The organism is Sphingomonas sp. T1 (assembly GCF_902506585.1).
GTDB lineage: Bacteria > Pseudomonadota > Alphaproteobacteria > Sphingomonadales > Sphingomonadaceae > Sphingomonas > Sphingomonas aerolata.
The window spans coordinates 1,576,892-1,601,648 of sequence record NZ_LR733875.1 but is presented as its reverse complement, the minus strand read 5'-3'; the positions used below and the strand labels follow the sequence as shown (position 1 = coordinate 1,601,648).

The 24,757-nt window shown below is 63.0% G+C and carries 36 protein-coding genes and 1 tRNA gene; 19 read left to right on the top strand and 18 right to left on the bottom strand.

Annotated elements, in window-relative coordinates:
* Positions 1–66 precede the first annotated feature (66 nt).
* Both GV027_RS21420 and GV027_RS07220 read right to left on the bottom strand, forming a co-directional pair.
* Positions 67–273: an HNH endonuclease gene (locus tag GV027_RS21420; protein ID WP_268893577.1), complete on the bottom strand. Its 207-nt coding sequence runs from the start codon at positions 271–273 to the stop codon at positions 67–69.
* A 140-nt stretch (positions 274–413) separates the two neighbouring features.
* Positions 414–839: a hypothetical protein gene (locus GV027_RS07220; protein ID WP_159511439.1), complete on the bottom strand. Its 426-nt coding sequence runs from the start codon at positions 837–839 to the stop codon at positions 414–416.
* Positions 840–1,100: 261 nt separating this feature from the next.
* On the opposite strand from GV027_RS07220, the gene GV027_RS07215 reads away from it, so the two are divergent.
* Positions 1,101–1,274: a hypothetical protein gene (locus tag GV027_RS07215; protein WP_159511438.1), complete on the top strand. Its 174-nt coding sequence runs from the start codon at positions 1,101–1,103 to the stop codon at positions 1,272–1,274.
* Between the two features lie 26 nt (positions 1,275–1,300).
* On the opposite strand, the gene GV027_RS07210 is transcribed toward GV027_RS07215, so the two are convergent.
* The 6 genes from GV027_RS07210 to GV027_RS21885 form a co-directional block, all read right to left on the bottom strand.
* Entirely contained in the window at positions 1,301–1,480 is a 180-nt protein-coding gene (locus GV027_RS07210; protein ID WP_159511437.1) for a hypothetical protein, read from the bottom strand.
* 197 nt (positions 1,481–1,677) lie between these two features.
* A complete protein-coding gene (locus GV027_RS07205) occupies positions 1,678–2,175 on the bottom strand; it encodes a hypothetical protein (RefSeq protein WP_159511436.1) in 498 nt (165 codons plus the stop codon).
* 185 nt (positions 2,176–2,360) lie between these two features.
* Positions 2,361–2,933, bottom strand: a complete 573-nt coding sequence (locus GV027_RS07200; RefSeq protein WP_236559092.1) for a hypothetical protein — start codon at positions 2,931–2,933, stop codon at positions 2,361–2,363.
* Positions 2,848–3,774, bottom strand: a complete 927-nt coding sequence (locus tag GV027_RS07195; RefSeq protein WP_159511434.1) for a hypothetical protein — start codon at positions 3,772–3,774, stop codon at positions 2,848–2,850. The genes GV027_RS07200 and GV027_RS07195 overlap by 86 nt, the downstream gene beginning before the upstream one ends.
* Positions 3,771–5,228: a DnaB-like helicase C-terminal domain-containing protein gene (locus GV027_RS07190; RefSeq protein WP_159511433.1), complete on the bottom strand. Its 1,458-nt coding sequence runs from the start codon at positions 5,226–5,228 to the stop codon at positions 3,771–3,773. The genes GV027_RS07195 and GV027_RS07190 overlap by 4 nt, the downstream gene beginning before the upstream one ends.
* Positions 5,229–5,459: a carph-isopro domain-containing protein gene (locus GV027_RS21885; protein WP_443029523.1), complete on the bottom strand. Its 231-nt coding sequence runs from the start codon at positions 5,457–5,459 to the stop codon at positions 5,229–5,231.
* 72 nt (positions 5,460–5,531) lie between these two features.
* On the opposite strand from GV027_RS21885, the gene GV027_RS07185 reads away from it, so the two are divergent.
* From GV027_RS07185 to GV027_RS07125, 14 genes are all read left to right on the top strand, one after another.
* On the top strand, positions 5,532–6,263 hold the full coding sequence (locus GV027_RS07185; protein WP_159511432.1) for a hypothetical protein: 732 nt from the start codon (positions 5,532–5,534) through the stop codon (positions 6,261–6,263).
* A gap of 189 nt (positions 6,264–6,452) precedes the next feature.
* Entirely contained in the window at positions 6,453–6,764 is a 312-nt protein-coding gene (locus GV027_RS07180) for a hypothetical protein (RefSeq protein WP_159511431.1), read from the top strand.
* On the top strand, positions 6,761–7,456 hold the full coding sequence (locus GV027_RS07175) for a hypothetical protein (protein WP_159511430.1): 696 nt from the start codon (positions 6,761–6,763) through the stop codon (positions 7,454–7,456). The genes GV027_RS07180 and GV027_RS07175 overlap by 4 nt, the downstream gene beginning before the upstream one ends.
* Positions 7,456–8,424 carry a hypothetical protein gene (locus GV027_RS07170; RefSeq protein WP_159511429.1) on the top strand — a complete coding sequence of 323 codons (969 nt, stop codon included), beginning with the start codon at positions 7,456–7,458 and terminating at the stop codon, positions 8,422–8,424. Before GV027_RS07175 ends, GV027_RS07170 begins: the two co-directional genes overlap by 1 nt.
* Positions 8,421–8,546: a hypothetical protein gene (locus tag GV027_RS21695; RefSeq protein ID WP_268893558.1), complete on the top strand. Its 126-nt coding sequence runs from the start codon at positions 8,421–8,423 to the stop codon at positions 8,544–8,546. The genes GV027_RS07170 and GV027_RS21695 overlap by 4 nt, the downstream gene beginning before the upstream one ends.
* Entirely contained in the window at positions 8,543–8,761 is a 219-nt protein-coding gene (locus GV027_RS07165; RefSeq protein ID WP_159511428.1) for a hypothetical protein, read from the top strand. The genes GV027_RS21695 and GV027_RS07165 overlap by 4 nt, the downstream gene beginning before the upstream one ends.
* Entirely contained in the window at positions 8,758–9,048 is a 291-nt protein-coding gene (locus tag GV027_RS07160; protein WP_159511427.1) for a LexA family protein, read from the top strand. The genes GV027_RS07165 and GV027_RS07160 overlap by 4 nt, the downstream gene beginning before the upstream one ends.
* Positions 9,045–9,368 carry a hypothetical protein gene (locus tag GV027_RS07155; protein WP_159511426.1) on the top strand — a complete coding sequence of 108 codons (324 nt, stop codon included), beginning with the start codon at positions 9,045–9,047 and terminating at the stop codon, positions 9,366–9,368. Before GV027_RS07160 ends, GV027_RS07155 begins: the two co-directional genes overlap by 4 nt.
* Complete coding sequence (locus GV027_RS07150; protein ID WP_159511425.1) at positions 9,365–9,544, top strand: hypothetical protein; 180 nt, start codon at positions 9,365–9,367, stop codon at positions 9,542–9,544. Before GV027_RS07155 ends, GV027_RS07150 begins: the two co-directional genes overlap by 4 nt.
* Positions 9,544–9,846 (top strand): hypothetical protein, encoded by a 303-nt coding sequence (locus GV027_RS07145; protein WP_159511424.1) that lies wholly within the window; start codon positions 9,544–9,546, stop codon positions 9,844–9,846. Before GV027_RS07150 ends, GV027_RS07145 begins: the two co-directional genes overlap by 1 nt.
* The gene (locus tag GV027_RS07140) at positions 9,846–10,286 is read left to right on the top strand and encodes a hypothetical protein (RefSeq protein WP_159511423.1); all 441 of its coding nucleotides are present in this window, start codon (positions 9,846–9,848) and stop codon (positions 10,284–10,286) included. Before GV027_RS07145 ends, GV027_RS07140 begins: the two co-directional genes overlap by 1 nt.
* On the top strand, positions 10,283–10,465 hold the full coding sequence (locus tag GV027_RS07135; RefSeq protein ID WP_159511422.1) for a hypothetical protein: 183 nt from the start codon (positions 10,283–10,285) through the stop codon (positions 10,463–10,465). The genes GV027_RS07140 and GV027_RS07135 overlap by 4 nt, the downstream gene beginning before the upstream one ends.
* The gene (locus GV027_RS07130; protein WP_159511421.1) at positions 10,462–10,764 is read left to right on the top strand and encodes a hypothetical protein; all 303 of its coding nucleotides are present in this window, start codon (positions 10,462–10,464) and stop codon (positions 10,762–10,764) included. Before GV027_RS07135 ends, GV027_RS07130 begins: the two co-directional genes overlap by 4 nt.
* A complete protein-coding gene (locus tag GV027_RS07125; RefSeq protein WP_159511420.1) occupies positions 10,761–10,976 on the top strand; it encodes a helix-turn-helix transcriptional regulator in 216 nt (71 codons plus the stop codon). The genes GV027_RS07130 and GV027_RS07125 overlap by 4 nt, the downstream gene beginning before the upstream one ends.
* A 124-nt stretch (positions 10,977–11,100) precedes the next feature.
* Here GV027_RS07125 and GV027_RS07120 read toward each other — a convergent pair whose 3' ends face one another.
* The 4 genes from GV027_RS07120 to GV027_RS07105 all read right to left on the bottom strand — a co-directional run bounded on the left by GV027_RS07120 (position 11,101) and on the right by GV027_RS07105 (position 14,044).
* The gene (locus GV027_RS07120; protein ID WP_159511419.1) at positions 11,101–11,682 is read right to left on the bottom strand and encodes a hypothetical protein; all 582 of its coding nucleotides are present in this window, start codon (positions 11,680–11,682) and stop codon (positions 11,101–11,103) included.
* Between the two features lie 45 nt (positions 11,683–11,727).
* On the bottom strand, positions 11,728–11,910 hold the full coding sequence (locus GV027_RS07115) for a hypothetical protein (protein ID WP_159511418.1): 183 nt from the start codon (positions 11,908–11,910) through the stop codon (positions 11,728–11,730).
* Positions 11,911–12,402: 492 nt separating this feature from the next.
* Positions 12,403–13,788, bottom strand: coding sequence for a tyrosine-type recombinase/integrase (locus GV027_RS07110; RefSeq protein WP_159511417.1), 1,386 nt, complete (start codon positions 13,786–13,788; stop codon positions 12,403–12,405).
* Positions 13,789–13,953: 165 nt separating this feature from the next.
* Positions 13,954–14,044: transfer RNA gene (locus GV027_RS07105), tRNA-Ser, on the bottom strand.
* Between the two features lie 88 nt (positions 14,045–14,132).
* Between GV027_RS07105 and GV027_RS07100 the strand changes: the two genes are divergently transcribed.
* Positions 14,133–14,993 (top strand): peptidylprolyl isomerase, encoded by an 861-nt coding sequence (locus tag GV027_RS07100; protein ID WP_159511416.1) that lies wholly within the window; start codon positions 14,133–14,135, stop codon positions 14,991–14,993.
* Here the strand turns inward: GV027_RS07100 and mmsB are convergent.
* The 4 genes from mmsB to GV027_RS07080 form a co-directional block, all read right to left on the bottom strand.
* Positions 14,990–15,871, bottom strand: coding sequence for a 3-hydroxyisobutyrate dehydrogenase (gene mmsB / locus GV027_RS07095; protein WP_159511415.1), 882 nt, complete (start codon positions 15,869–15,871; stop codon positions 14,990–14,992). The genes GV027_RS07100 and mmsB overlap by 4 nt on opposite strands.
* 208 nt (positions 15,872–16,079) lie before the next feature.
* A complete protein-coding gene (locus tag GV027_RS07090; RefSeq protein WP_159511414.1) occupies positions 16,080–16,856 on the bottom strand; it encodes an enoyl-CoA hydratase in 777 nt (258 codons plus the stop codon).
* 56 nt (positions 16,857–16,912) lie between these two features.
* Positions 16,913–17,953, bottom strand: coding sequence for an enoyl-CoA hydratase/isomerase family protein (locus tag GV027_RS07085; RefSeq protein ID WP_159511413.1), 1,041 nt, complete (start codon positions 17,951–17,953; stop codon positions 16,913–16,915).
* Positions 17,954–18,094: 141 nt separating this feature from the next.
* Positions 18,095–19,252 (bottom strand): acyl-CoA dehydrogenase family protein, encoded by a 1,158-nt coding sequence (locus GV027_RS07080; protein WP_159511412.1) that lies wholly within the window; start codon positions 19,250–19,252, stop codon positions 18,095–18,097.
* A 113-nt stretch (positions 19,253–19,365) separates the two neighbouring features.
* On the opposite strand from GV027_RS07080, the gene GV027_RS07075 reads away from it, so the two are divergent.
* Entirely contained in the window at positions 19,366–19,689 is a 324-nt protein-coding gene (locus GV027_RS07075; RefSeq protein ID WP_236559091.1) for a GIY-YIG nuclease family protein, read from the top strand.
* A gap of 88 nt (positions 19,690–19,777) precedes the next feature.
* Here GV027_RS07075 and GV027_RS07070 read toward each other — a convergent pair whose 3' ends face one another.
* The gene (locus tag GV027_RS07070) at positions 19,778–21,295 is read right to left on the bottom strand and encodes a CoA-acylating methylmalonate-semialdehyde dehydrogenase (protein ID WP_159511410.1); all 1,518 of its coding nucleotides are present in this window, start codon (positions 21,293–21,295) and stop codon (positions 19,778–19,780) included.
* 94 nt (positions 21,296–21,389) lie between these two features.
* On the opposite strand from GV027_RS07070, the gene GV027_RS07065 reads away from it, so the two are divergent.
* Entirely contained in the window at positions 21,390–22,274 is an 885-nt protein-coding gene (locus GV027_RS07065) for a LysR family transcriptional regulator (protein WP_159511409.1), read from the top strand.
* Here GV027_RS07065 and GV027_RS07060 read toward each other — a convergent pair.
* The gene (locus tag GV027_RS07060; RefSeq protein WP_042466673.1) at positions 22,271–22,657 is read right to left on the bottom strand and encodes a potassium channel family protein; all 387 of its coding nucleotides are present in this window, start codon (positions 22,655–22,657) and stop codon (positions 22,271–22,273) included. The genes GV027_RS07065 and GV027_RS07060 overlap by 4 nt on opposite strands.
* Positions 22,658–22,800: 143 nt before the next feature.
* Here GV027_RS07060 and GV027_RS07055 point away from each other — a divergent pair, with 143 nt between their 5' ends.
* On the top strand, positions 22,801–24,744 hold the full coding sequence (locus GV027_RS07055; protein WP_159511408.1) for a CocE/NonD family hydrolase: 1,944 nt from the start codon (positions 22,801–22,803) through the stop codon (positions 24,742–24,744).
* The last annotated feature ends 13 nt before the right edge of the window (positions 24,745–24,757 follow it).

Below are 24,757 nucleotides of genomic sequence, written 5' to 3'. Positions count from 1 at the left end.
CGCGTGTGACGGATGCGGTATAGGCGCGGGGCGGACCGAGAAAGTTCGACCCACCCCCCCCGTCTGTCAGGCTCCGTACCGAGCCTCGAGTTTGGCTTTGGGCCCATCGTGACACGGCTTGCAAAGCGTCTGCAGGTTCGCCAGATCCCAGAACAACCGTTCGTTTCCGCGGTGCGGCTCTCGATGGTCTGCGACCAACTGCGAAGTATCCCCGGTCATGAGACCGCAACCGGGCCACTGACAGGTGAAGCGGTCGCGTTTGAGCGTTTCCATGCGAAGGCGACGCCATTCGGTCGTGTTGTACCACTTGCGCCACGGGGCGGCATCTTGCCGCCCCTTATCTCCAGGTTGGAACGTCGATAGTTGCGAGGGCAGCGAGCTGAGGCGGTTCGGCAGAGATTTAAGCTTGCCCATCAGCGACCACTCGTGCGGAAAACATGCGATAGCGAAGCCGTCAATTTACGATTCGGGAGCCCACGATGGAAGAAGTTGAGCGCTTTACGGCCGAGGGCGATGATGGCCGCCGGTACACGGTCATACTTTGGGCAAACATGACCGTTTTTCGCGCCCTGGACGGCAGCGTCAGCAGGCATCGAGGGAGCACCGTATACCAGCTTCTCGATGGCACGCATGTAAACCTCAAGGAGGCCGGCGTCTTCGAGATCTGGGACACCGAAGAACGTATTCGGAAAGTCGTGGATTGACCACTTCTGCAAATACAAGGACCCGCCTCGGCTGAAGATGCCGACGCCGATCTGCGCATCGTTCAATGGCCGCAGCGTCCATTCCTCACGAGGAAGCAGCACGAGCGGCAGCAGCGGATCGATAGGCAGCGACATATGCACTCTCGCTCAATAACTGCTCAGCGACCACGTACGGCGGCCCGCGGGTTGACCGCCGCCTGCCCTGCCGCTCGATCAAGCGCTCGCTGGACCCATGGTAGCGCGGCCTAATCGCCATCTTCTCGGCGATCCACAGCAGGAGTATCCCAGCGAGAATGCTAATTCTGATTAGCGTGCCAGAGAGGCAGCCTGCCTTATCTCTATTGGCTGGCGACGCTGTTAGTGGTCAATGTTGCAGCGCAACACGAAGGTACGCGCATGGTCGAATTTATCATCGCCGCGATCAAAGTGCTCTGGGGCTTATCCATAACGATTACGATCGCTCTGGGCTTTGCCACCCTTGTGTCCGACAAGGTCCGTGTTGGAGTATTTGGCCCAGCTGCACTGGTTGCACCAAAGCGGCGGAAGCTCGTGCCGGCAAACGATCGGTAGCGCTAAGACCAGCTGCGACCGTACCATCATCGACCTCTAACCACAGCCTGCAGATCAATGGCGGCCTGCTCGGCTTCCTGGATCAACCGATCGCTGCGACCATGATGACGCGATGGGGTGCGCATATCTTCGGAGATCCGAAGAAGGCGCATGCCAATCGCTTCGACATGATCAGCGGTGGTGAGCCGCAATAGCGGTTCGGCCATGCGCTGTTCCTCAAATGCGGAACACCCTCACCTCGGGGGTGGCGATAGGTAGGTATGTCTCTAACTCCGTCGGAAGCGAGGCTTCCGCGGGTGATAGTGGGGAGTGCAAAGACCGAAGTCCCAAAGCTTCTAGCCCCGTAACCGCTTAGGCGGCGGTGTTCTCCGGTGGTGCACCGGAGAACTGTCACTACACATACTCATGCGCGCGCTAGTTGCCAAGCCTCAACAGTGACGGTCAGCATTCCGCCGAATACAACGACAGCTGACTTGCCGTCGCTGCTTTCAACAATGCCAGTCACACCAATGAACGAAGGCATATCCTCGACCGTCACGTGCTGGCCATCATCGAACGTGCCACGCTCATTGCGCAGCGCCTTACGCCGCTCGGCCTCGCTAATCTGCATAGCACGCAGGCGCTCCCGTTCGGTCTTCATTGCCGCCTTCCGGATGCGCTCAGCTTCCTCTCTCGTCTCTGCGGCGCGCATAGCCTCGATGGTTGCGGTCGCCTCCCGCTCGGCTTCTTGCAGGCCTCGCACGGCGCCGTCTGCTATCTCAGGGTAACGTCCCCCGTGCCGGAAAATAGAAAACGGCGGGTGCGGGGTGATGTCGGCGCATGCCACTTGAGCCAACGTTTGAACGTCCCTTGCCCTGGCGAATACGAACGTCGGCAGGATCGCAGCATCAATCTCGACCATCGGCCTCGTGCCGTCGGCGCGCCGCTTCACCCCCGCCTTAGCGCGCCTTAAAGTCTTACGTGGGCTCCACGCCTCGAAGCCCGCTTTTGTAAGAGAGTCCGCTAGAGCCAGCGTGCGCGAGCCCGACGTTCGCAGTATGCACCAGCGCTGATTTGAACCAACGCTAGCCAGGTCAGTGCTCTCGTTCATCGTTCACCATGGTCAGCGTGGAGGCGGGCATCGTGCCGACGGGCCGAACGCCCTTGCGATGCAGCGGCGTCGTTGAGTGCCGCCGCCATCCGGCTAAGCCGGTCGATATGCGTGCGGCGCTCACCAAGCAGAGGATCGGCAATGCCGCGGATTTCGCCGACGCTTGGCATGAAGCCGTGACGAGACACTTTAATCGCCTCGTCGATTGAGTGGGCGAGGATGTCGTGCGGCAAATCGCCGAGTAGCCGCGCCGCCTCAGCCATCCACAGAGTTTGCGCGCCCTGATCCGTAGGTCGCCCGAGCATGAACATCGTCCACAACACGGTGAGACGTCGACCAAACCATGGTGCTGGCGCGCCTTCCAGCGATGCTACAGCTGCGAGATGTGCAGCAGGAACCTGAGCCTCGAGCCCGTGCCGTGCCGCGATATCAAGCGCCCGTTCGGAGTCCCATTTTGCTTGTCCGCTGTGTGCGAAAGTCCGATCAGCCAAGGCCTGCTGCAATGGCGGCGCGAGCTGTAGCATCGACGGCGCTGCCGGCGCCAAGCGCACGACTTCGGGGACGGTCATCGTAGTTTCCTTCCATAATTTTACGCATGTTTGCTGGCTTGAGAAGCCAATCGATCGTGGCGAATGCGAAGCTGTCGGTGTCGCCACGAAGAAACGGCGATCCCCGGATGCGAGCCAGAACCGATGCCCAGCCCTCCCTTCCGCCGATGGCTCTCATCGTCGTCCTGAGTTTCTTCTTTCGGTCAGCGTCAAAGGTGATCGATCGCGCTGCCGGCACGAACTCACGGCGAACTGCGTCGTAGGCGTCGAACGCTTCCTGGATTTCATCAAAGGCGGGAGGTTGGACGAGAATGAGAGATGATCCTCGCTCGTCGATTGGCTCGCTAATCGACAAGTCCGTAGGACTATTATTCTTCTCTACTCTCCTCTCCTTCTCCCTCTCGGAGTTATTTTCCACATTTTGCGGAAATGATTTAAGCTCAGGTGGCTTATTTTCGTCTTCCTGCTGTTTTCGTGGGCGCCCAGGACCACGCTTTGACACGCTTTCGTCACCTGCACGCTCGCCGACGAAACGATCGGCCTCCGCCGTTATTGGGTGCTCTGCCTTAGGAGACCGGGGGTTCTGGTAGACCCGGAAGTTGCGGATCGCGCCGTAATGCCGCCCGCTGGCCTCGAAGCGCATGACAAGCCCGCGTGTCTCCAGCTCACTAAGCAATTCCGCGACGTCGATGGCGTCCGCCGGAAATAGGCGCATCTTAAGCCGTGTTGCCCGCCACTCGAACACGCCGTTATCGTCGGCTTCGTTTCGGATGCCGAGGGTTAGCAGGCGCGCGAACGGCGAGCATTCAACGAAATCCTCGTCGGTCCACTGCCCTGGATGGATTGATCGGATGCGGCTCATGCCGGGCACTCCGCCGCGCCGCCGCCAGTGCGCATGAAATCGGCACCGCGAACCGCCTGCCGGGCGCCGAAGAAGTAGACCTTGCGGCGTTGGGTCGCACCTTGGCGGACTTTCGCGCTGTAAACGTCGAGACGGTCACGCTCAGCGTTCATATCGACCTCCCAGTCCACACGTTTGCGATCGTAGGCGTCTGGCTCGGTCTGCTTGAGGTAGTATTCGGCCCGATAGGCGAACACGACCGTGTCGGCGTCCTGCTCGAGGCTGCCACTGTCGCGCAGATCAGAGAGCATCGGGCGTTTATCGTCACGCGATTCAACACCGCGGTTCAACTGCGCCAGCGCCACGACCGCAGTGCCGGTGTCCCGTGCCGCCATCTTCAGCTCCTTGCTGGTGTCGCCCATCTCTTGCTCTCGGTTTTGACGCTTCACGGGGGGCTCGAGCAGCCCAAGGTAATCGACGATCGTAATCGCGAGCGTCTGCCCCCTGCCCTCCAGCTGACGCTGGTGCTTCCGGATAAGCGGCGCGACTTGAGAGGCATTCAGCCGAGGCGGCTCCTCGAACACGAGCGGCCAGCGATCAATGCGCGCACGAATCCGTTCGGCGAGGACCAGATCGTCTTCATTGAGCCGTCCGGATATGACGTCGTCCAGCGTAACGGCAGATCCCGCCTCGAACATCATGTCAGCAATGATGCGGAACATCAGCTGGTCGACGGGCATCTCGCGAGAGATGAAGAGGACGCCGTGTCCAGCTTCAGCCGCGCCGCGAGCGACGGAAAGCGCGATCGCCGTCTTGCCCATGCCTGGGCGACCGCCCAGCAGGATCAACTGACCCGGCGACATGCCTCCTGTGATCTCGTTCCATTCAACGAAACGAGCGATCATCGCTCCTCGGGATGCGGTACCGTTTGCGACGGCCTTCGCCTTGCGGATCGCACTATCCCACGCCTGCGCAAACCCAACTGGCTTGGGGGCGGCGGCGGCGCCGCCGATCGCGACTGACGCAAGTAGCGTTTCCGCTGCCTCGATCTGCGCCCGCGGATTGATCTCTTTTGAGGTATCCATCGCGCGCTCAATCAGCGTTCTACCAACTTCGATAAGTGCCCGCAGCGCGGCAAGATCGTATATCTGCGCAGCAAACTGGCGCGCACCAATAAGCCCCGCGCCGCTGCCAGTCAGTGCGCCGAGATACGAAGGGCCCCCAAGCGACGCCATCCCCTCGTCAGACTCGAACATCGGGCGCAATGTCACTGGCGTCGCCAGCATGTCCCGCCGCCGCATGGACGAAATCGCGGCGAAGATACGGCCGTGAACGGGTTCGAAGAAATGAACCGGCTCGATCGCCCCTACCACGTCATCGGCAAGACGATTGTCGATCATCATCGCGCCGAGCAGTGCGGCTTCGGCCTCGACATTACGCGGTAACGCCGGTTCCTTCCGGATAGGGTTTGTCACCTAGTTGACTTGCGACGAAGCGTCGTGCGCTGCGCCCAGGTCAGAAATCAGGTCTGCCGGCCCGACATTGATATTGAGGCGTTCAGCAGCGGCAAGAACCGACGAGAGTCGCCGAGCTGGTATGATCTGGCGCTCCCACCATCCTTGAACGGTGGACGGATTACGGTGGCGGAGCGCACGCGCCATCTTCGTGATGCCCCCAAATGAGGCAATAACTGATCGTGTGGTCATAATCTGTTATTTACGCATATGACGTAACTCGGTCAACGTATCAAACGTAACGCCACTGCTGGATAATGCGTCATGACCGATAAACCTACGCTTGGCGATAAGCTGATCGCCTTGAAAGAACGCAGCGGCCTAACGCTGTCAAACATCGCGAAAGCAGCTGGCTATCGAAGCCCTTCTTCGATCCAGCGCTATTTCAGCCCTGATTACGACGCTGAGTATCTACCGGGCTCGCTGGCTGCGAAATTGGAAGAGGCTCTTATTGGTTATGGCGACCCACTGATAGTGCGCGACGATATAGTCAGGCTTACCGAAATTGGTTTTATGCTTGACCGCCAGTATATCCATCCGGCGAGGGTTGACCTGCGCCGGCGGGTGCAGACTGAGTACACATGTTCCGGTACATACCCATCAGGCAGCTACCGTGGCGAGGCAGAGGAGTTCGTTATAAATGATGCTCCTCTGGCTGCATTTGCTGCGCCTGCACACTTGGCACTACGCCATATTGAAGCCCTTTACGTAACCACCACCTCAATGGCGCCTCGCTATGGCTTGGGAGAGGTAGTCTTCTTTGACACGGATCGGCCGGCATCGATTGGTGAAGACGTAGTCGTCTGGCTAAAATCCGCAGTTTACGAGGATAGCGACACGAACCGGGTGGCGATTCTTGGAAGATTTGTAGGAAGGAGCCGAGCAGGTGTCGAAATCGAGGTACTGACGCCACCAAGCCGGTTCGTCATTGAAGCGGAAGAAATTAACGCAGTGATGCCCATTCTTGCCGCTCGTGAGCTGCTGCCTGACGCATGATGCGTAAAACGATTGACTGAGTTACGCTTAATGCGTAAGGTTAATGCATCAGACGATCTGGTGCGCACGTTCGAACGACGCTTCCGGTCCCGCCTGATAAAACAGGACCGGAAAGCGCGCCGCGAGCTCTGATACTAAGCTCCGACTTCCGCCAACCGCCCTGTTCCACCATTGCAGGGAGGATGGCTTATGGCCGCCGAAGCGAAACGCGCACCCTTGGTGCGCGAACAGTCGAACTTTGCCCAGCGCCTGAGGCGCTTTTTTGCCAAAGCTGAGCCTTGGTACGACTGGTCGAGCGACGCTACGATCTTTCGGATCAACACCGTCGAGCGCGACTTTCTTGACGAAAGCGTCAGGGAAGACGGTTTCAGGTTCGAAGTTCAATGGCTCGGCCTGCATTTCGGAATCGTGCTAGGTCGCACGCCCCCGAAGATCACCAATGACAGAGTAAACGCCCGCAAGGCCGCGCGAGTGGAGTTTATTGGGGAGCGGGAAGCGTGAGCGCCCCCTTCATTATTCCTGCGTTCGATTCTGACAGCCCCGATCAAGAAATTCTTGAGGCACAGGACTATCTTCGCCGTCAGCGAGCATGGGTCTATTCTTTCGATAGCGCGCCTAGCCAGCCGGAAGCCGACATTGCAGCTTCTGACGAGCGGACCATCACCGCTGAGGGCGTCATTCACGACAACCACGCTTCGACCTTACCCGGCGTCATTGCGCGTTTGCAGACGCTGCTGACCTGCTCGTGCGACCGTTGGATCGATCGCGCGATGAGCGAGGGCGGGTTCATGGCCGTCTATCGCGGCATTCACCACCTGGATGGAGACCAACAGCAGCTCGTTCATGCGATCCATGAACTTTATCATCTGCACTGGGATCAGGCGCTCGCCGCCTACGAGCGAGCCGAGGCCAACCTGTCAGAGGCGGGGAATGTTCGCGCAGCCACCGACATGAAAGGTCTTCCGAGTGTAGTCGATGACGCTGCTGAGGCAGCTCAGAACTACTTCATCGACCGCAGCAGCGAGGCTCTTCGTGAGCTTCTCCGGACATTCACGCCGAACCACGATGCCTACCTGCGCAAAGTCGAAATCATGGACGGCGAGGGCATTGACCACGCGCTGCCTTGGCTCGCCCGCGACACCGCCTTCCTTATCGGCCGCCTCTACGCCGCCTCACCCGAAGGAGCACGATAATGCGCCTCCACACCACACCCGAGTTTGCAGCACGCCTCGCCGCCTGGCGCGAAGCCTACGCCAAGCACGACGTCTTCATCACGGCAGGCGAAGATTCGCCATGCGGCGACGATCGCAGCGAAGCATCAAATGCCGCCGCCGACCTCGAATATTCGACGCTTGAGGACTTCCTGATCGCTCCCGCCTTCACGCCAACTGAGATCTTGCGGAAGCTTGAGGTCATGCGAATGCGCGACGTCGGTGAAGGCTGGACCGATCATTATCCCCGCTACATGGCGCAGATCGAGCGCGACCTCATGGAGCAGCAGCGCCCATGCGTCAGCCCTTGCATGTCTGCCCTCTTCGACACGTTCCGGGAAGCGACCCGGGCTTTGGACGAAGACCACGGCGGCTCAGACGATCGCTGCGACGAGCTCGCCGCCGCTTTGTCCTCCGCTGTTCTTTCGCTCCTCACGGCACCGTGCTTCACCCCAGGCGACCTTATGGTGAAGGTCTTTGTCGACATGCTTGGCGAGCATGGCGGCACACATTGGAACGGCGCGCAGCAGCATAAAGACACCGGCGGCTTCCTGTTCGAAATCGAGCGTCGGGACCTCACGGAAGGTCTAGGCCTGCACGATGGTGAGGTACAGGAGGCCTATTATCGCGATTTGAACGACACCGATCTGGGATGCTGCTTGCTCGCGCTCGGACGTGTCGATTTTGACCCTGCGGCATGGCTTGTCGCCGCCGATCGCGCAGGATTGCCGGTCTCTGTCATCATCGGCTCGGAAAATCGCGAGCAGTTGTGGATCGGCATGGGGGGCGGTGCCGAGCATCGCGTTCAACGCGAACGCGAGCACCGTGTCCACCGCCTGTTGACTGGAAACGGCGGCGGATTCGGCAACGCCCGCACCGCGGCGGTTGCCGCATACATCCTCGCGAATGATCCGAGCCGTATCACTCGTGCTTTGGACTTCGCACGGTGAGTGCCTTCCTTCGCAAACCGGTGCTCGGCACCGGCTTCACCCACGGCAGCGCCGCACTGGTCCTCGCTATTGCACCTGCTTTCTGGGCCGTCTTCGATCTCATTCTGGTGGTGACGCCATGATCCGCCTCGCTGCAACTACGTCGCCGGTCGATCTCGCCTGGGCGGCATTCGACGCCGCAGCGCTGCGCTTTCATTACATGTATCGGCATGTCGACCTCACCACAGACACGCCAGCCGATAGCGCCATCCGCCAGCGCCTTGCAGGTGAAACCGCCCGTCTTTGGAACGAATGGCGCGAGCTGTTTCTAAGTGATGGATCGGAGGGATCCGCATGATGCCCCGCGAGCGCCAGCTGCTTCACTATCTGCAGACGTACATCGCCGAGCATGACGGCGTTTCGCCAACGGTGCGCGAGATCCAATCTCATCTCGACATGACATCGCCTTCGGGGCCGGCTCGCCTGCTCAATGCGCTCGAGCGGCAGGGCCTGATCGCACGGTTTCCGAACCGCGCTCGCAATATCCGCTTGACGCGGCCGCCGGCTGATCTGGCCGCGGTGCCCGATGCGGAGATTCGTGCCGAGGCGATCCGTCGCGGCTTCATATCCGGTGCCTCGTCATGAACGACCTGTTTCGCTACCCCAGCATGCCGGGCGCGCAGGATCGAGACACCTCCCAAGCGGAGGCCGACCAGATCGCGCCAACCGCGCCGCAACTACGGGCCCAAGCTTTGGCAGTAGTTGAACGGTCGAACGGGCTCACCGCAGACGAGGTTGCAGGTCGCCTCGGTCTATCGATCTTGTCCATCCGCCCCCGCCTCACTGAGCTCGCCCATCTGGGCAAAGTTCGCGACGGTGGAGGTCGTCGCACCAACCAAAGCGGACGGAAGGCGATCGTCTGGGTTCCGGTGTTCCCGGCTCGGCTTCAAGGCCAGCGCAAATGAGCCCCGCCGCCGAACAGGCGTGTCGGTTCGTGCAACTGGTCGCACAAGCCCAGCCGCACCCCGGCAATGCGCTCGACGAGACGATCGTCTCGGTCGCGCAGAAAATCGCCGCCGAGATCCGGCGCGAACAATTCCAAACGAGCCGCTCCGGCGTGCCACTCACAAGGAAAGCATGATGACCGACGCTACGATCCTGCCGAAGCCCGTGCGATCGCTCGACACGAAGCGTTTCGGCGGCAACTTCCTTCTGTTTCGCAAGGCACGCGACAGTCTCAGGCGCGGCGGCGGCGCGGGTGGGATTGCTGAGGCAAAAGCGCACCGCGTCCGTCCGCCGCGGTTCCGCCACCCGTCGTTCGCTGCCGCCGAGATCGAGGCGGGCCGGCTGCTTGACCTCATGCCGGACTCGACGTTCGTTATCCTCCAGGAGGTTGCCCGGGTGAAGCTCGCACCGGCCGCCGATACGACAGAGGCCGCGTGATGGCGCATCAAGCCCCCCGCCTTCTTACCAACGCCGATGTCAACGGCCACCAAGTCTCGTTCTTCTCCCCGCCGCATACGCAGCCCGATTTTCCATGGGTCGACATTGAGGATCTGGCTGCAGCCTTCCTCGACACCGAGGCCGCAAAGAGAATGGTGCAGCACGCGCAGAACTTCGATCGCGATAAGCGCCCGGTGACGACAGCGCGAAATGGCGACAAGATCGCCACCATCATCCCTCACGCACTTGCGCAGGGACTATGCGGTGCCATCGATCAATGGAACGGCTTCGTCGAAAAGGACGAAGGCGACACTGGCCCCGCGCACAATGCCTATTGCCGGACTGCGGGCATCGTTGCGGCCGATCATTGGCCGCTCGATTTCGACCAGCTGATTCACGCCTTTCGTAATCCCGGCGGCCCGTTCCTAGAGGGGCTATGACGTTCATCCGCACGCTCATCGCGGCGATACTGATCGTCGCCCTCGGCGATGCCGACAACTGGCACGACTTCCTTGGCGTGATTGTCGTCGCGTGGATTGCTTGGTCATTCACTACCGACCCACTGCCCGCCGCGATCAACCGCGGGCTCGAAGCTTTCAAAGAAAGGCATCAACGATGATGGATCCGGCAACTTTCGAGGCGTTCAACGCCCTTGCAAATGAAACATCACGCGACGTCGGCGATCGGATACTCACGATCACTGAGCAGGCAGTCTCTCCTTTGCTGAATGCGCAAGCCGTTTTCGTTGGGGCGCTGACCGGCGGGCTGACCGGAGTAATGAAGGTGTTGCACGCGGCCGCGCAGGCGGGAGTGATCACGGACGTGCAGGACACCTTCGACCTGCTCATTCGACAAACCGTCGACACCTGGGGGCAGATGCGCGGCGAAGGCCCCGCCTATTCGGGGAAGCTGCAATGACAAGCGAGATCGCCACAACCACCGGCAACGATCGCTTGGTCATGCTCAAGGTCGTTGAGGACATCGTCGGCCTGAAGCGGACGCGGATCTATAAGCTGATTCGCGAAAGCGATTTCCCGCCGCCCTATAAGCCGGGCGGAGCGGGATCACGATGGAGCGAAGCCGAGGTCCGCGCATGGGTCAGCAAAATTATGGCGACGCGAGCGGTATGAATAGAAATTCACAGCTTACGGCATTGAAACCACAGGCTGCCCGATTGCGGTACTGGCGCTGGCCGGGCGGGTCACCGTATAAGTTGCAACATCTTAATCTCGGTCAGCCAAGACAAATCGCGCGTCATTTGATTATGTGAGAAATTTCGCTTTCAAACTGCTTTGAGAGAAGCGCCTTTGCGGTGTGAAGCGGGATATGAAGCAGTGCTGCCACATCTTCAAACCCCTTGTCTCGATTCGTAACGGCTTCTTTCAGTTCAAGTCGTCGGTGCTCAGGACATATAACAGCAAGCGCCATCCACAGCGCTTCATGCTCCGCCTGTACATGCGCTGACGCTGTAATAGTCGCCGAATTACCAAAGAATTTGCGAAAATGATTGTCTAAGGCAACAGCGGAGCCGGTCGCTGCGTGACCACCGTCTGGTCCAAAATACATGTGCATGAGCTCTTTGATAACTACAAATCGCTCCATCTCGCGGGACATACCTTCCGCGACAATGATGGTATAGTTAGCATTCATATCATGCATAAAATTTGGACCGTGGGAGATTACGAATCCCCGAGCACGGTCCTTAGGCAACTTATTTGAAGCCTTGATGATGACCTTCTTTACCCAAGACAATTCTAAGGCATCATCTAGATACCATTGCCTTGGAAGATAATCACCTTCACCTTGCCGTTTGTGATACAGCTTCTGATACGGCAAGATACTTCCTATCGCTTCGACTAAGGGCTTATCGCCCTAAGAAAGTCAAAACGTTAGGTCAAGGTCCCGACCGTTCCCGGCCCGGATATCGCCGATTGCGGCAATAATTGATCCTGCAATGTCCTCAATGGAGTGCTCTCTGCTCTCACCAGGATAAAACTTAATATCGGAAATCGAATTGTCCGGGTTACCGAACAACTCTCGCTTTAAGAGGCTCAGTTCGCTCATGACATACTCCACTTTTAAATCATATTTTCGTTAACAACGGTTCGCGTGCCGCAAACTGTTGTCGGATATCACGCCACCGCCAGGACGACGCGGAACCGCACTGCCGACACCATATAGATGACCGGTTCGATTCGACGCTTCAATCCTGATAGGCCCGTAGGCATGACACACTCCATCTCGTTCCATTCTCACGAATGGGTTAATATCTAGTACAAACTGAATCGGCCGCTGACCGCCCTGTCAACACCGAACGAACGCGTATCATCGACAAAACGTTTCGACAAATTATTTCGCACCATGCGAATTGGCGACGTACGTCGCTTAGGCTGATATCGTAGTAGTTGAACGGATATCAACCTGGCGATCGTCGCAGCGTCCGCAATCGTTAGCGAAACTGTTTCCAAACTAACTTCCGATATTACGACGGCCTGAAAACGCCATCCCCTCGGGTTGTGATGCGCAGTTCGACTACCGTCAGCTTGTCGTTTCGTGCTATCGTCGCGGCCCTTTTGGCGACGTATCGGCCCAACGGATTGGCTGCCCGATATGCGCTTCAGGTGGTGTAAGATCCGCGGTCAGAATGTCCGCCCACTCCTGCGCCAGCTCGCGCCGCCGCGGCATGTAGGCTGCTCGGTTGTACGCGCCTTCGACTTTGTCTTTTGGGACGTGCGCTAGCATCAGGTCGATAATCGCACGATCCGGCGATGCGCCCTTGTGACCAGTCTCACGCCACTCACGATCAGCACGCTCATTCATCACTGTCGAGAACGCCGCTCGGAAGCCGTGCGGGACGTGGCGGGCGTGATAGCCCGCCCGCTTGAGCAGCGCGTTCAGAGTGTTCTCTGACATGGGTTTGTGAGCATGCCGCTCCCCTGGGAAAACGATTGGCAGATCGCCCGACAGCCGTCGGACCACGCGCAGCAGGTCGACTGCCTGCGGACCAAGCGGCACGAGGTGGTCAGCGCCCTTGTCCGCCTTGCGATCTTCGTCACCCTTCATGCGTGCCGCGCTGATCCGCCAGAGCGCCGCCGGGGAGGGCGCGTCGGGCTTGCCCCAGTCGATCCCCTCAATCTCGTCCCAGCGCGCACCGTGAACCTCGTTCGGCCGCACCGCCGTCAGAGCGAGAAACCGGAGGGCGAACTTCGTCAGCGCCCGGCACCTCTCATTGTCACAGTTGACCAGCACCTCGCGGACCGCGGCGATACGCTCGTCCTGATCCTCAATGCCGTCGATAATCGAAGGCTGCTTCGTTGCGCGGGGTTTCTTCTTCAGCGCCTTGCCGAGACTGGCCGCCGGGTCGGCGTCACATAGGCCAGCTGCGATCCCATAGACGAAGATCGACGAGACTCGCTGGCGGAGGCGGTGCGCGGTCTCGATCGCGCCGCGTTCCTCGACCTTGTTCAGCACGTCGAGAAGCTTCGGCGCGAGGACAAGCCGGATCGGCAGGTCGCCGATCGCGGGAAAGATGTCGTTCTGAAGGCTTTCGATGACGTCCGCCGCGTGAACGGTCGACCAGTTCGGCTTGCGCAGCGTGTGCCAGCGCCGTGCGACGATCTCAAACGTGTTGCCGTCCGCGATAGCACGAGCCTTCGCGGTGATCTTTCGCTCGACAGACGGATCGCGACCTTCCGCAAGCGTGGCCTTGGCCTCGTCGCGTTTGCGGCGCGCATCGCTGAGCGTCAGCGCCGGGTAAGATCCGAGCGACAAGGTCTTCTGCGGCATCCGCCCGCCGGCCTTCGTCGGCTCGCCGTACGCATAGTTCATCCGCCAGTGACGGCCGCCGGCTGGCGTGACGTAGAGATAAAGCTGTCCGGAATCGCCCAGCTTGTATGCGGTCTCTTTGGCCTTCGCGGCCTTCACCTTGGCGTCGTTGAGCATGTTCGCGCACCATACCATACGTAGCGAAGTTCATACCATGCGTTGTGCCATACCGATGTATGAACGCTAGCGCACAGGTACGAACAACCGATGGCGCCGAAAGGCCCGGAAAACCGCGGTAAATCAACCCCGGTGCACGGGAACGAACGGTAAAAACAGGGGTGGTGGCGGAGCGGGAGGGATTCGAACCCTCGATACGCTTTTGACGTATACTCACTTTCCAGGCGAGCGCCTTCGACCACTCGGCCACCGCTCCGCATTGCTCTGGAACGCGCCTGCTAGAGCGGGTTTGGCTGCGGCGCAAGCGATTGCGTGATGCTTGGCACTCGGGCAGTCTCGCGGCGATGATCACCACCCTACTCGCCGCCGCCCTCGCCCAAGCCACGCCGGTGCCGGCGCCGCTGCCGTCCGATCCGATCGCGGCGGACTGGGTGGCGGTGCCCGATGACGAGATCCTCGTCTTCACGCTGGCGAACGGGCACGGCTTCACGCTCCGGCTCGCGCCTGGCTATGCCCCCGCGCATGTCGCCAATATCCGCGCGCTCGCCCGTGCACGCTGGTGGGATACCGCGACGAGCGTGTACCGCGTGCAGGACAATTATGTCGCGCAATGGGGCGATGCGACCGAGAAGAAGCCGCTCGTCCCCGGCGTCGCGGACGGGATCGCCGCCGAATATGACATGCCCGGGCCGACCGCGATCGCGCGGCTGGCCAAGCGCGATCCCTATGCCGAATGGGCGGGCTACAGCGCGGATGGCTGGCCGCTTGCCGGATCGGGCGCGCGGCAATGGCTGCCGCATTGCTACGGGATGGTCGGCGTTGCGCGTGATCTGGCACCGAGCGTCGGCAGCGGCGCCGAACTCTACACCGTGATCGGCCATGCGCCGCGCGCGCTCGACCGCAACATCGCGGTCGTCGGGCGGGTGGTCGACGGGATCGAGTGGCTGTCGTCGCTGCCGCGCGGGACGGGCGAGCTCGGCTTCTACGCCACGCCTGCCGAGCGCAGCCCGATCGTCTCGGCGCGGCTGGCGAGCGACCTTCCCGCCGCCACCCGCCCGCACTTCCAGTACCGCGCAACGGCGAACCCGCGCTTCACCGCCTGGATCGCGGGGCGCGAGAATCGGACCCCGCCGTTCTTCACGGTGCCGGCGGGCGGTGCAGATATCTGCAACGCGCTCCCGCCGGTCCGCCGCACGCCGGGCTAGGCGTCGCTGCGCAGCGTGCGGATGATCGCGGAGAAGTCGAGCCCGCCCTGCCCGGCCTCGGCGAACGCCTCGTAGCGCTCCGCCGCCTTCGCGCCCATCGGCGTGTCGGCGCCGACATCCTGCGCCGCCGCCATCGCGAGCCGCAGGTCCTTGAGCATCAAGGCAGCGGCAAACCCGCCCTGATAATCATGGTCGGCGGGCGTGTCGGGGCCGATCCCCGGGAGCGGCGCATAGCTCGTCATCGACCAGCTCTGCCCCGACGACACGCTGGCGATGTCGTAAAAGGCCTGCGCGTCGAGCCCGAGCTTGTCGGCCAGCACGAACGCCTCGCAGGTCGCGATCATCGTCGCGCCCAGGATCATGTTGTTGCAGATCTTCGCCGCCTGCCCCGCGCCGTTCGCACCCGCATGGATCACCGCCTTGCCCATCGCCGCGAGAATCGGCTCGGCGCGTTCGAACGCCGCCGCCGAGCCGCCGACCATGAAGGTGAGCGTGCCCGCATTGGCAGCACCGATCCCGCCGGAGACGGGCGCGTCGACCGCCGCGAGCCCCTTGGCCTGCGCGGCGTCGGCGACCTGTTTTGCGGTCGCGACGTCGATCGTCGAACAGTCGATCAGGATCGCGGTCGGCGCCGCGACGCCGAACAGCGCGTCATAGACCTCGGCGACATGCTTGCCGGCGGGCAACATCGTCACGATCGCCTCTGCTCCGTCGGCGGCCTCGGCGGCGGATGCCACGGGCAGGCAGCCCGCCGCCTTTGCCTTGGCCAGCGCGTCGGCGCTCAGGTCGAACGCGCGGACGTCGTGGCCGTTCTTCGCGAGGTTGGCGGCCATCCCGCCGCCCATGTTGCCGAGCCCGATGAATCCGATGCGTGCCATGTTCTCTCTCCAAAATCTGCCGCGGCGACTGTGCCGCTCGCGATCCAACAGCGTCATCCGCGGCGCCTATGTCCCGGACGCCCCCAACCCCGTCATCCTGACGAAAGTCAGGATCCAGAACCAGAAACGACACCGCCCGTAACACTGGATCCTGACTTTCGTCAGGATGACGGACAGCGGCGACGACGGGCGGGCAACGACGCGCCCGCTACTTGCCCGTCCAGGCCCCCGCGCGCTTCTCGACGAACGCGGCCATGCCTTCGCTCTGGTCGGCGGTGCCGAACAGCCCGTGGAACAACCGCCGCTCGAACTGGACGCCCATCGCGAGCCCCGTCTCGAACGCCGCGTTGACCATCTCCTTGTTCGCCAGCACCGCCAGCGGCGCCATCGCGGCGATCGTCGCGGCGGTCTTCACCGCTTCCTCGACCAGATCGTCGGCAGGCACGATCCGCGACACCAGCCCGGCGCGCTCGGCCTCGACCGCATCCATCATCCGCCCGGTCAGCACCATCTCCATCGCCTTGGCCTTGCCGACCGCATGCGTGAGGCGCTGCGATCCGCCCATGCCGGGGGACACCGCGAGCTTGATCTCGGGCTGGCCGAACTTGGCGGTGTCCGCCGCGAGGATGAAGTCGCACATCATCGCGACCTCGCAGCCGCCGCCCAGCGCATAGCCCGCGACCGCGGCGATGATCGGCTTGCGCGTCCGCGTCACCTGCTCCCAGCCGGCGAAGAAGTTGCTCGCATACATGTCGGCAAAGCCCTGGCTCTGCATCTCCTTGATGTCCGCGCCCGCCGCGAACGCCTTGGCCGAACCGGTCAGCACCGCACAGCCCTGCGACGGATCCGCATCGAACGCGGCGAACGCGGCGATCAGGTCGGCGAGCACCTGCGAATTGAGCGCGTTGAGCGCCTGCGGCCGGTTGAGCGTGACGAGCGTGACGCGGCCGCGTTGCTCGACGAGGATCGTTTCGTAATCGGCCATGTCAGTCTCCAATAAGCATCGTCATCCTGAATCCCGACTTTCGTCAGGATGACGGATTATCCCGGCGTCCACGCCTCGGCCTCGGGCAACGGCGCGAAGATCTGGTCGATCACGTGATCGCTCACCGCCTCGGGCGTCGCCGGATCCCAGCGCGGCGCATTGTCCTTGTCGACGATCACCGCGCGCACGCCCTCGATGAAGTCGTGTCGCTGCACGACATGCGCGCCGACCGCATATTCCTGTTTCATCTCGTCCGCGAAACTCGCCATCGCCGCGCCCTCGCGGAGCAGCCGGAGCGACACCTTCATCGTCTGTGGCGACTTGGACTTGAGCGTCGAGAGCGTCTTCGCGGCCCACTCACCACCATCGGCGTCGAGCGCGGCATAGATTTCCTCGAGCACATCGGACGCGAACAGCCGGTCGATATCGTCCTTGCGCGCAAGTATCGTCGCTGCGGGTGCCTCGGTCGACAGCGCGTCCAGCACGCCGGCAATATCCTGCGGCGTCTCCGCGATCCGCGCCTTGGCGGTGTCGAGCGTCTCGCTCGGCAGATAATGCGTCGCCAGCCCCAGCGCTGCGCACTCCGCGCCATCGAGCCGATGCCCGGTCAGCGCGAGATACTGCCCGATCCGCCCGGGCAGCCGCGACAGATACCAGCCGCCGCCGACATCGGGGAACAGCCCGATCCCGGTCTCGGGCATCGCGAACTTCGTGTTCTCGGTCGCCACCCGGTACGCGCACGGCAAAGCGAGCCCGACGCCGCCGCCCATCGTGATCCCGTCCATGAACACGACGATCGGCTTGGCATAGACGAACAGCCGGTGGTTCATCCGATACTCGGCATGGAAGAACGCGCGCGCCGCGACGCCGTCGCCGGCGCCCGACGCGGCGAGCATCCGGATATCGCCCCCGGCGCAGAACCCGCGCCCCTCGGCATGATCCACGATTATCGCCTCGACCGATGCATCTCCACGCCACGCCTCGAGCGCCTCCAGCACGCCTTCGCACATCGCCAGATTGAGCGCGTGCAACGCCTTGGCCCGGTTCAGCCGAATACGCCCGATCGGGCCTTCGACGGTCGTGATCAGGTCATTCATAAATCACCTCCCCGGCGAAGGCCGGGGTCCAGTTGGAAAGGTCGATGTAACAGAGGATGTCACCAAGCCGATTCGCGTCCCCCACCTGGACCCCGGCCTCCGCCGGGGTGGCTGCTATTCGGCAGTTGGTGGCCATAGTCATCATTGCCGGGTCAGCTCGCGACCGACGATCATGCGCATCACCTGGTTGGTGCCCTCGAGGATCGAATGCACGCGCAGGTCGCGCCAGAAGCGTTCGATCGGGTAATCCTGCAGATACCCGTAGCCGCCGTGCAGCTGCAACGCGCGGTCGACCACCGAAGAGCCGGTGTCGGTCGCCAGCCGCTTCGCCATCGCCGCGAACTTGGTCTTGTCGGACGCGTTCGCCGTGACCTTGGCCGCCGCGATGTAGAGCAGCGCGCGCGCCGCCTCGAGTTCGGTCGCCATGTCCGCCAGCATGAACTGCGTGTTCTGGAAGTCCGCGATGGGCTTGCCGAACTGCTTGCGGTCGCGCGTATAGGCGATCGCCTCGTCGAGACACCGCTGCGCGCCGCCGAGCGAGCAGGCGCCGATGTTCAGCCGCCCGCCGTCGAGCCCCATCATCGCGGTCCGGAAGCCCTCGCCCTCGCCGCCGACCATGTTGGCCGCCGGCACGCGGACGCCGTCGAAGATCACCTGCCGCGTCGGCTGCGAATGCCAGCCGAGCTTCTTCTCGTTCGCACCGAACGACACGCCGGGCATGTCCTTCTCGATCACCAGGCAGGAAATGCCCTTGGGCCCCTCCTCACCAGTGCGGACCATGGTGACGTACACCTCGTTCTCGCCCGCGCCCGAGATGAACTGCTTCGATCCGGTCACGATCCAGTCGTCACCGTCGCGCACCGCGCGCGTCTTGAGCGCTGCGGCGTCCGACCCCGAGCCCGGCTCGGTCAGGCAATAGCTCGCCAACCGGTCCATCGTCACCAGATCGGGCAGATACTTGTCCTTCACCGCAGCCGAGCCGAACCGGTCGATCATCCATGCCGCCATGTTGTGGATGCTGATGAACGCGCTCGTCGACGGACACCCATACGACATCGCCTCCATGATCAGCGCGGCTTCGAGGCGCCCGAGCGCGATCCCGCCGCTCTCCTCGCTGACATAGATCGCCGCGAAACCGAGCTCGGCCGCCGCCTTGATCGTGTCGCGCGGGAAGATGTGCTTCTCGTCCCACTCGGCCGCATGCGGCGTGATCCGGTCGGCGGTGAAACGGCGCGCGAGCTCCTGGATCTCGCGCTGGTCGTCGGTGAGGTCGAACTGGTTGGCGGCAAGCTGGTTCATCGTGATCCTATCTCCGTCATGCCTGGCTTGAACTTGGCGCCCAGAGCCGCTGACACTGGCTTCATCTGCTATGGGTCCTGACGTGCGTCAGGATGACGATTGGGGGAAATGCTGTGGAACGGCAACCGGCAGTCTACATCCTCGCAAGCTACCGCAACGGGACGATCTATATTGGGGTGACGTCCGACCTGCTGGCGCGGATCATTCAGCACCGTGCGGGGTCCTTCGCCGGCTTTACTACGCTGTACGACGTCAAGCGGCTCGTGTGGTTCGAAATGGCAGCTACGATGGAGGGTGCCATCGGACGCGAGAAACAGCTGAAGAACTGGCGCCGCGCGTGGAAGCTCGAACTCATCGAGGCGGACAATCCGACATGGCGTGACTTGGCGGAGGATTGGGGTCTCGCGCCCCTCCCCCAGCCGTCATCCCGGGCTTGACCCGGGACCCAGAACCACGCGCGCCGACGCTTATGGCTCTGGGTCCTGACGTTCGTCAGGATGACGGAAGAAGGGAAGAGCAATCCGATCACCCCATCGTCGGAATGACGAACGCATTCGCCGCGTCGCCAACCCCGCCGTCGGGCCAGCGTTGCGTGATCGTCTTGACCTTGGTCCAGAACTTCACGCCCTCCATGCCGTGCTGGTTGGTGTCGCCGAACGCCGAACGCTTCCAGCCGCCGAACGTGTGATACGCGACCGGCACCGGGATCGGCACGTTGATGCCGACCATCCCGACATTCACTCGCGCCGCGAACTCGCGCGCGGCGTGGCCGTTGCGTGTGAAGATCGCGACGCCGTTGCCGTACTGATGCTCGCTCGGCAGGCGCACCGCCTCCTCGAAATCCTTGGCGCGGACGATCTGGAGGACCGGCCCGAAGATCTCCTCCTTATACGCCGACATCTCCGTGGTGACGTGATCGAACAGCGACGGCCCGATGAAGAACCCCTTCTCATGCCCCTGCAGCTCGAACCCGCGCCCATCGACGACCAGTTCCGCACCCTCGTCGACACCCGTCTGGATCCAGTTCTCGATCCGGCTGCGATGCGCTGCGTTCACCACCGGCCCGTAATGCGCGTCATTGTCGGTCGAGACGCCCACCCGTAAAGCCGCGATCGCCGGGATCAGCTTCTCACGCAAAGCAATCGCCGTCTTCTCGCCGACCGGCACCACCACCGGCAACGCCATGCACCGCTCGCCAGCGCTCCCGAACGCCGCACCCGACAGATCGGCGACGACCTGGTCGAGGTCCGCGTCGGGCATGACGATGCCGTGGTTCTTCGCCCCGCCCATCGCCTGGACGCGCTTCCCAGCCTCGACGCCGCGACGATAGACGTAATGCGCGATGTCGGACGAGCCGACGAAGCTGACCGCCGAGATCGCCGGATGATCGAGGATCGCGTCGACCATCTCCTTGTCGCCGTGGACGACCTGGAAGATCCCCTCGGGCAGCCCCGCCTCGAGGAACAGCTCGCCCAGCCGCACCGGCACCGACGGATCGCGCTCGGACGGCTTCAGGATGAACGCGTTGCCCGTCGCGATCGCGACGCCGCTCATCCATAGCGGGATCATCGCCGGGAAGTTGAACGGGGTGATGCCAGCACCGATGCCGAGCGGCTGGCGCATCGAATAGACGTCGATCCCAGGCCCCGCGCCCTGCGTGTATTCGCCCTTGAGAATGTGCGGGATCCCGCAGCAGAACTCGATCACCTCGAGCCCGCGCTGGATATCGCCCTTCGAATCCGCGATCACCTTGCCGTGCTCGGACGACAACAGCCGCGCGAGCTCGTCCATGTTCGCTTCGACGAGCCGCTTGAACTCGAACATCACGCGCGCGCGGCGCTGCGGGTTGGTCGCTGCCCAGCCCGGCTGCGCCTTGTGCGCGGCGGCGACGGCACGGTCGAGATCGGCCTGCGTGCCGAGCGTCACGCGCGCTTGGATCTCGCCGCTATTGGGATCGAACACGTCGCCGCTGCGCCCGCCGCCAGCGGGCGGTGCGCCCGCAGTGCCGCCTGCGATCAGATGCTCGATGGTGCGAACGGTCATGGCGCCTCTCCTTGTTTTGCGGCCTCTACACCACCGCATCCCGCACGACACAAGCGATAGACTTGCAGGCGCTAGCTGCATATATGCAGCCGGCATGGACTGGAGCGACCTGCCGATCTTCCTCGAAGTCGCCCGTGCGCAGCAGCTTGGCCGCGCCGCGGCAAGCCTCGGCGTGGACGCCACCACGGTCGGCCGCCGCCTCCGCCGGCTCGAGACCGCGGTTGGCCAGCGGCTGTTCGAGCAGGGCCCCGACGGCCAGATCCTGACCAGCGCGGGCGAAGACCTGCTCGCGCGCGCGACCGCGATGGCGGCGATCGCGTCGGACATCCGTACCCCGCCCGCGGGCCGGACCGAGGTCGACGGCACGATCCGCGTCAGCGTCGCCGAGGGGTTCGGCACCTGGTTCGTCAGCCGACATCTCGGCACGCTCGCGCAGGCGCATCCCAAACTCGCAGTCGATCTCGTCGCGACCAGCGGCTTCCTCAACCCGACCCGGCGCGAGACCGACGTCGCGGTCCTGCTCGCCCGCCCGCGCCGCGGTCCGCTGCGGACGCGCAAGCTCACCGACTATACGCTGCGGCTCTATGCGTCGGCGGAGCATCTCGCGGCGCACGGCCCGGTCCACGGCATCGCCCACCTGCGCGACCGGCGGATGATCGGCTATGTTCCGGACATCGTCTACGCGCCCGAGCTGCGCTATCTCGACGAGATCCCGGGCGTCCGCGACCCCGTGCTGCGCTCGTCGAGCATCAACGCGCAGGCGCACATGATCGCCGCCGGCGCCGGCATCGGCGTGCTCCCCTGCTTCATCGGCGAGGCCTATCCCGGGCTTGTCGCGATCCTCCCCGACATCCGCATCAGCCGCGCCTTCTGGCTGGTCACGCACCAGGACACGGGCCGTTTCGACGCGATCCGCGCTTTTACCGACTGGCTGGTGGCACTCGTCGGGCGTGAGCGCGCGGTGCTGGTCGCCGACTAGGGCTGACGCGGCTCACGCGAAAGGATCGCCTCGATCCGCGCGAGCGCCAGCTTGATCTCCTCCTGCTCGGCATGCGTGAAGGCGTCACTGTCGACGATCATCTTGGCCGCCATCTTCGCGGTCAGCAGCGGCACGAGGAACAGCGGCACCGCATGCATCAGCGCGACCGCGACGATCTTGCCCCCCATCGTCACCGGAAACACGTCGCCATAGCCGATCGTCATCGCGGTCACGAACGACCACCAGATGCCCACATCGACAGGCTTGCCCTCGAACGTCGCAAACAGCGCCGCGCAGATCAGGATGGTCGAGACATAGCCGACGATCAGGATCGGCAAGGCCTGGATGAACGGCCGCCACGATCCCTTTGCCCTGCGCGCCATGATACCCCCCGGTTGTTTCGGCGCATCATCCAGCAAGCGGCCGACATTTCAAGCGGTACGCACGCGGCTGACCGATCACGAACCCGATTGCCCCCGCGCGACAATTGCGCCTAGCTTGGCCGCATCCTCTTCCGGAGCGTTTCATGACCCTCAAGCTCGTCCTTCTTGCCTCGATCGCGCTCGCCACCGTTTCGTCGGCGCAGGTGCCCCAGACTGTTTCTGACAGGACTGCCCCCGCCGGCGGCGATGTCCCCGCCAAGTTCGTCCCCGCCACCGCCAACCGCGACTACGTCAAGCGCGAGGTGATGGTCCCGATGCGTGACGGGACGAAGCTCTACACCGTCATCGTCTATCCCAAGGGGCTGACCAACGCCCCGATCGTGCTGACGCGCACGCCGTATGACGCGAAGTCGCGCGCGACGCGGATGGACAGCCCGAGCATCCTCTCGACGTTGCCGCTTGCCGACGAGATGTTCGTCAAGGGCGGGTATATCCGCGTCTATCAGGACGTCCGCGGCAAATATGGCTCGGAGGGCGAGTATGTTGTCACGCGCCCGGTAATCGGCCCGCTCAACCCGACCAAGGTCGATCACGTCACCGACGCCTATGACACGATCGACTGGCTGGTGAACAAGGCGAACCTGCCCGAATCGAACGGCCGCGTCGGCATGATCGGGTCGTCGTACGAGGGTTTCACCGTCGTCATGGCGCTGCTCAACCCGCACCCCGCGCTCAAGGCCGCAGTGCCCGAAAGCCCGATGATCGACGGCTGGATGGGCGACGACTGGTTCCATTACGGCGCGTTCCGCCTCGCCAACATCGCTTGGCTCGGCGGCCAGACCGGCTACAAGGGCGCGGGCAAGGCGCCGCCGACCGGCGGCTATGACGATTACGAGAATTTCCGCCGCATCGGCTCGGCGGGCGACTGGGCCAAGGCGTCGGGGTACGACCAGCTGCCCTATTGGCAGCGGATGGTCGCGCATCCCGCCTATGACGAATTCTGGCAGGGCCAGGCGCTCGACAAGTTGCTCGCCGCCAACCCCTCGAACGTGCCGACGCTCTGGGAACAGGGGCTGTGGGATCAGGAGGACATGTACGGTGCGATCACCGCGTGGGAGGCGCTGAAGGCCAAGGGCAAGATGGGCAACAACCATCTTGTCATGGGTCCGTGGCGGCACAGCCAGGTCAATCGCGACGGCCGCAGCCTTGGTCCGTTCGAGTGGGACGGCGACACCGCGCAGCAGTTCCGCGAACAGATGGTGCTGCCGATGTTCGACCAGTATCTGAAGGACGGCCCCGCGGTCACGCTGCCCGCCGCGGCGATCTACAACACCGGCGAGAATCACTGGGACAAGCTGTCGACCTGGCCACTCGCCTGCGAGAGCGGCTGTGCCGCGCCGCTCAAGCCGATCTACCTCGGCGCCGAGGGCGGGCTGGGCTTCACCAAGGCGGCGAGCGGCGGCGACAGCTATGTCTCCGACCCCGCCAAGCCCGTCCCGCATCTGCCGAGGCCGGTCAATTTCGGCGACGGCCGCTGGGGCGACTGGCTGGTCAGCGACCAGCGCGGGGTGGATGGCCGCACCGACGTGATGACCTACACGACCGACGTGCTGACGACGCCGGTGCGCGTGTCGGGCGCGCCGATCGCGGACATCTATGCCAAGACGACGGGGACCGATGCCGACTTCGTGGTCAAGGTGATCGACGTCTATCCCGACGAGGTCGCGAGCGATCCGAAGATGGGCGGCTATGAACTGCCGATCAGCCTCGACATCTTCCGCGGCCGCTACCGCGACAGTTTCGCCAAGCCGAGCGCGATCCCGGCCGGCAAGACGCAGCGCTACAAGTTCCGCCTGCCGACCGTGAACCACGTGTTCCAGCCGGGTCACCGGATCATGGTGCAGGTTCAGTCAAGCCTGTTCCCGCTCTACGACCGCAACCCGCAGACCTTCGTCCCCAACATCTTCCTCGCGAAGAAGGCGGACTACAAGAAGGCGACGGTAACGATCGAACGCGGCGGCGCGACGGCCAGCGCGGTGTGGCTGCCGGTGGTCGCGGTCGACCAGTCGGCCGTGCTGGCGAAGTAAGCCCCCCACCCCA

Bases quoted from the DNA above. Each gene is read 5' to 3' on its own strand.
- GV027_RS21420 (WP_268893577.1), bottom strand. From the start codon at position 273: ATGGAAACGCTCAAACGCGACCGCTTCACCTGTCAGTGGCCCGGTTGC.
- GV027_RS07220 (WP_159511439.1), bottom strand. From the start codon at position 839: ATGTCGCTGCCTATCGATCCGCTGCTGCCGCTCGTGCTGCTTCCTCGT.
- GV027_RS07215 (WP_159511438.1), top strand. From the start codon at position 1,101: ATGGTCGAATTTATCATCGCCGCGATCAAAGTGCTCTGGGGCTTATCC.
- GV027_RS07210 (WP_159511437.1), bottom strand. From the start codon at position 1,480: ATGGCCGAACCGCTATTGCGGCTCACCACCGCTGATCATGTCGAAGCG.
- GV027_RS07205 (WP_159511436.1), bottom strand. From the start codon at position 2,175: ATGGTCGAGATTGATGCTGCGATCCTGCCGACGTTCGTATTCGCCAGG.
- GV027_RS07200 (WP_236559092.1), bottom strand. From the start codon at position 2,933: ATGACCGTCCCCGAAGTCGTGCGCTTGGCGCCGGCAGCGCCGTCGATG.
- GV027_RS07195 (WP_159511434.1), bottom strand. From the start codon at position 3,774: ATGAGCCGCATCCGATCAATCCATCCAGGGCAGTGGACCGACGAGGAT.
- GV027_RS21885 (WP_443029523.1), bottom strand. From the start codon at position 5,459: ATGACCACACGATCAGTTATTGCCTCATTTGGGGGCATCACGAAGATG.
- GV027_RS07185 (WP_159511432.1), top strand. From the start codon at position 5,532: ATGACCGATAAACCTACGCTTGGCGATAAGCTGATCGCCTTGAAAGAA.
- GV027_RS07180 (WP_159511431.1), top strand. From the start codon at position 6,453: ATGGCCGCCGAAGCGAAACGCGCACCCTTGGTGCGCGAACAGTCGAAC.
- GV027_RS07170 (WP_159511429.1), top strand. From the start codon at position 7,456: ATGCGCCTCCACACCACACCCGAGTTTGCAGCACGCCTCGCCGCCTGG.
- GV027_RS07165 (WP_159511428.1), top strand. From the start codon at position 8,543: ATGATCCGCCTCGCTGCAACTACGTCGCCGGTCGATCTCGCCTGGGCG.
- GV027_RS07160 (WP_159511427.1), top strand. From the start codon at position 8,758: ATGATGCCCCGCGAGCGCCAGCTGCTTCACTATCTGCAGACGTACATC.
- GV027_RS07155 (WP_159511426.1), top strand. From the start codon at position 9,045: ATGAACGACCTGTTTCGCTACCCCAGCATGCCGGGCGCGCAGGATCGA.
- GV027_RS07150 (WP_159511425.1), top strand. From the start codon at position 9,365: ATGAGCCCCGCCGCCGAACAGGCGTGTCGGTTCGTGCAACTGGTCGCA.
- GV027_RS07145 (WP_159511424.1), top strand. From the start codon at position 9,544: ATGACCGACGCTACGATCCTGCCGAAGCCCGTGCGATCGCTCGACACG.
- GV027_RS07140 (WP_159511423.1), top strand. From the start codon at position 9,846: ATGGCGCATCAAGCCCCCCGCCTTCTTACCAACGCCGATGTCAACGGC.
- GV027_RS07135 (WP_159511422.1), top strand. From the start codon at position 10,283: ATGACGTTCATCCGCACGCTCATCGCGGCGATACTGATCGTCGCCCTC.
- GV027_RS07130 (WP_159511421.1), top strand. From the start codon at position 10,462: ATGATGGATCCGGCAACTTTCGAGGCGTTCAACGCCCTTGCAAATGAA.
- GV027_RS07125 (WP_159511420.1), top strand. From the start codon at position 10,761: ATGACAAGCGAGATCGCCACAACCACCGGCAACGATCGCTTGGTCATG.
- GV027_RS07115 (WP_159511418.1), bottom strand. From the start codon at position 11,910: ATGAGCGAACTGAGCCTCTTAAAGCGAGAGTTGTTCGGTAACCCGGAC.
- GV027_RS07110 (WP_159511417.1), bottom strand. From the start codon at position 13,788: ATGCTCAACGACGCCAAGGTGAAGGCCGCGAAGGCCAAAGAGACCGCA.
- GV027_RS07100 (WP_159511416.1), top strand. From the start codon at position 14,133: ATGATCACCACCCTACTCGCCGCCGCCCTCGCCCAAGCCACGCCGGTG.
- mmsB (WP_159511415.1), bottom strand. From the start codon at position 15,871: ATGGCACGCATCGGATTCATCGGGCTCGGCAACATGGGCGGCGGGATG.
- GV027_RS07090 (WP_159511414.1), bottom strand. From the start codon at position 16,856: ATGGCCGATTACGAAACGATCCTCGTCGAGCAACGCGGCCGCGTCACG.
- GV027_RS07085 (WP_159511413.1), bottom strand. From the start codon at position 17,953: ATGAATGACCTGATCACGACCGTCGAAGGCCCGATCGGGCGTATTCGG.
- GV027_RS07080 (WP_159511412.1), bottom strand. From the start codon at position 19,252: ATGAACCAGCTTGCCGCCAACCAGTTCGACCTCACCGACGACCAGCGC.
- GV027_RS07070 (WP_159511410.1), bottom strand. From the start codon at position 21,295: ATGACCGTTCGCACCATCGAGCATCTGATCGCAGGCGGCACTGCGGGC.
- GV027_RS07065 (WP_159511409.1), top strand. From the start codon at position 21,390: ATGGACTGGAGCGACCTGCCGATCTTCCTCGAAGTCGCCCGTGCGCAG.
- GV027_RS07060 (WP_042466673.1), bottom strand. From the start codon at position 22,657: ATGGCGCGCAGGGCAAAGGGATCGTGGCGGCCGTTCATCCAGGCCTTG.
- GV027_RS07055 (WP_159511408.1), top strand. From the start codon at position 22,801: ATGACCCTCAAGCTCGTCCTTCTTGCCTCGATCGCGCTCGCCACCGTT.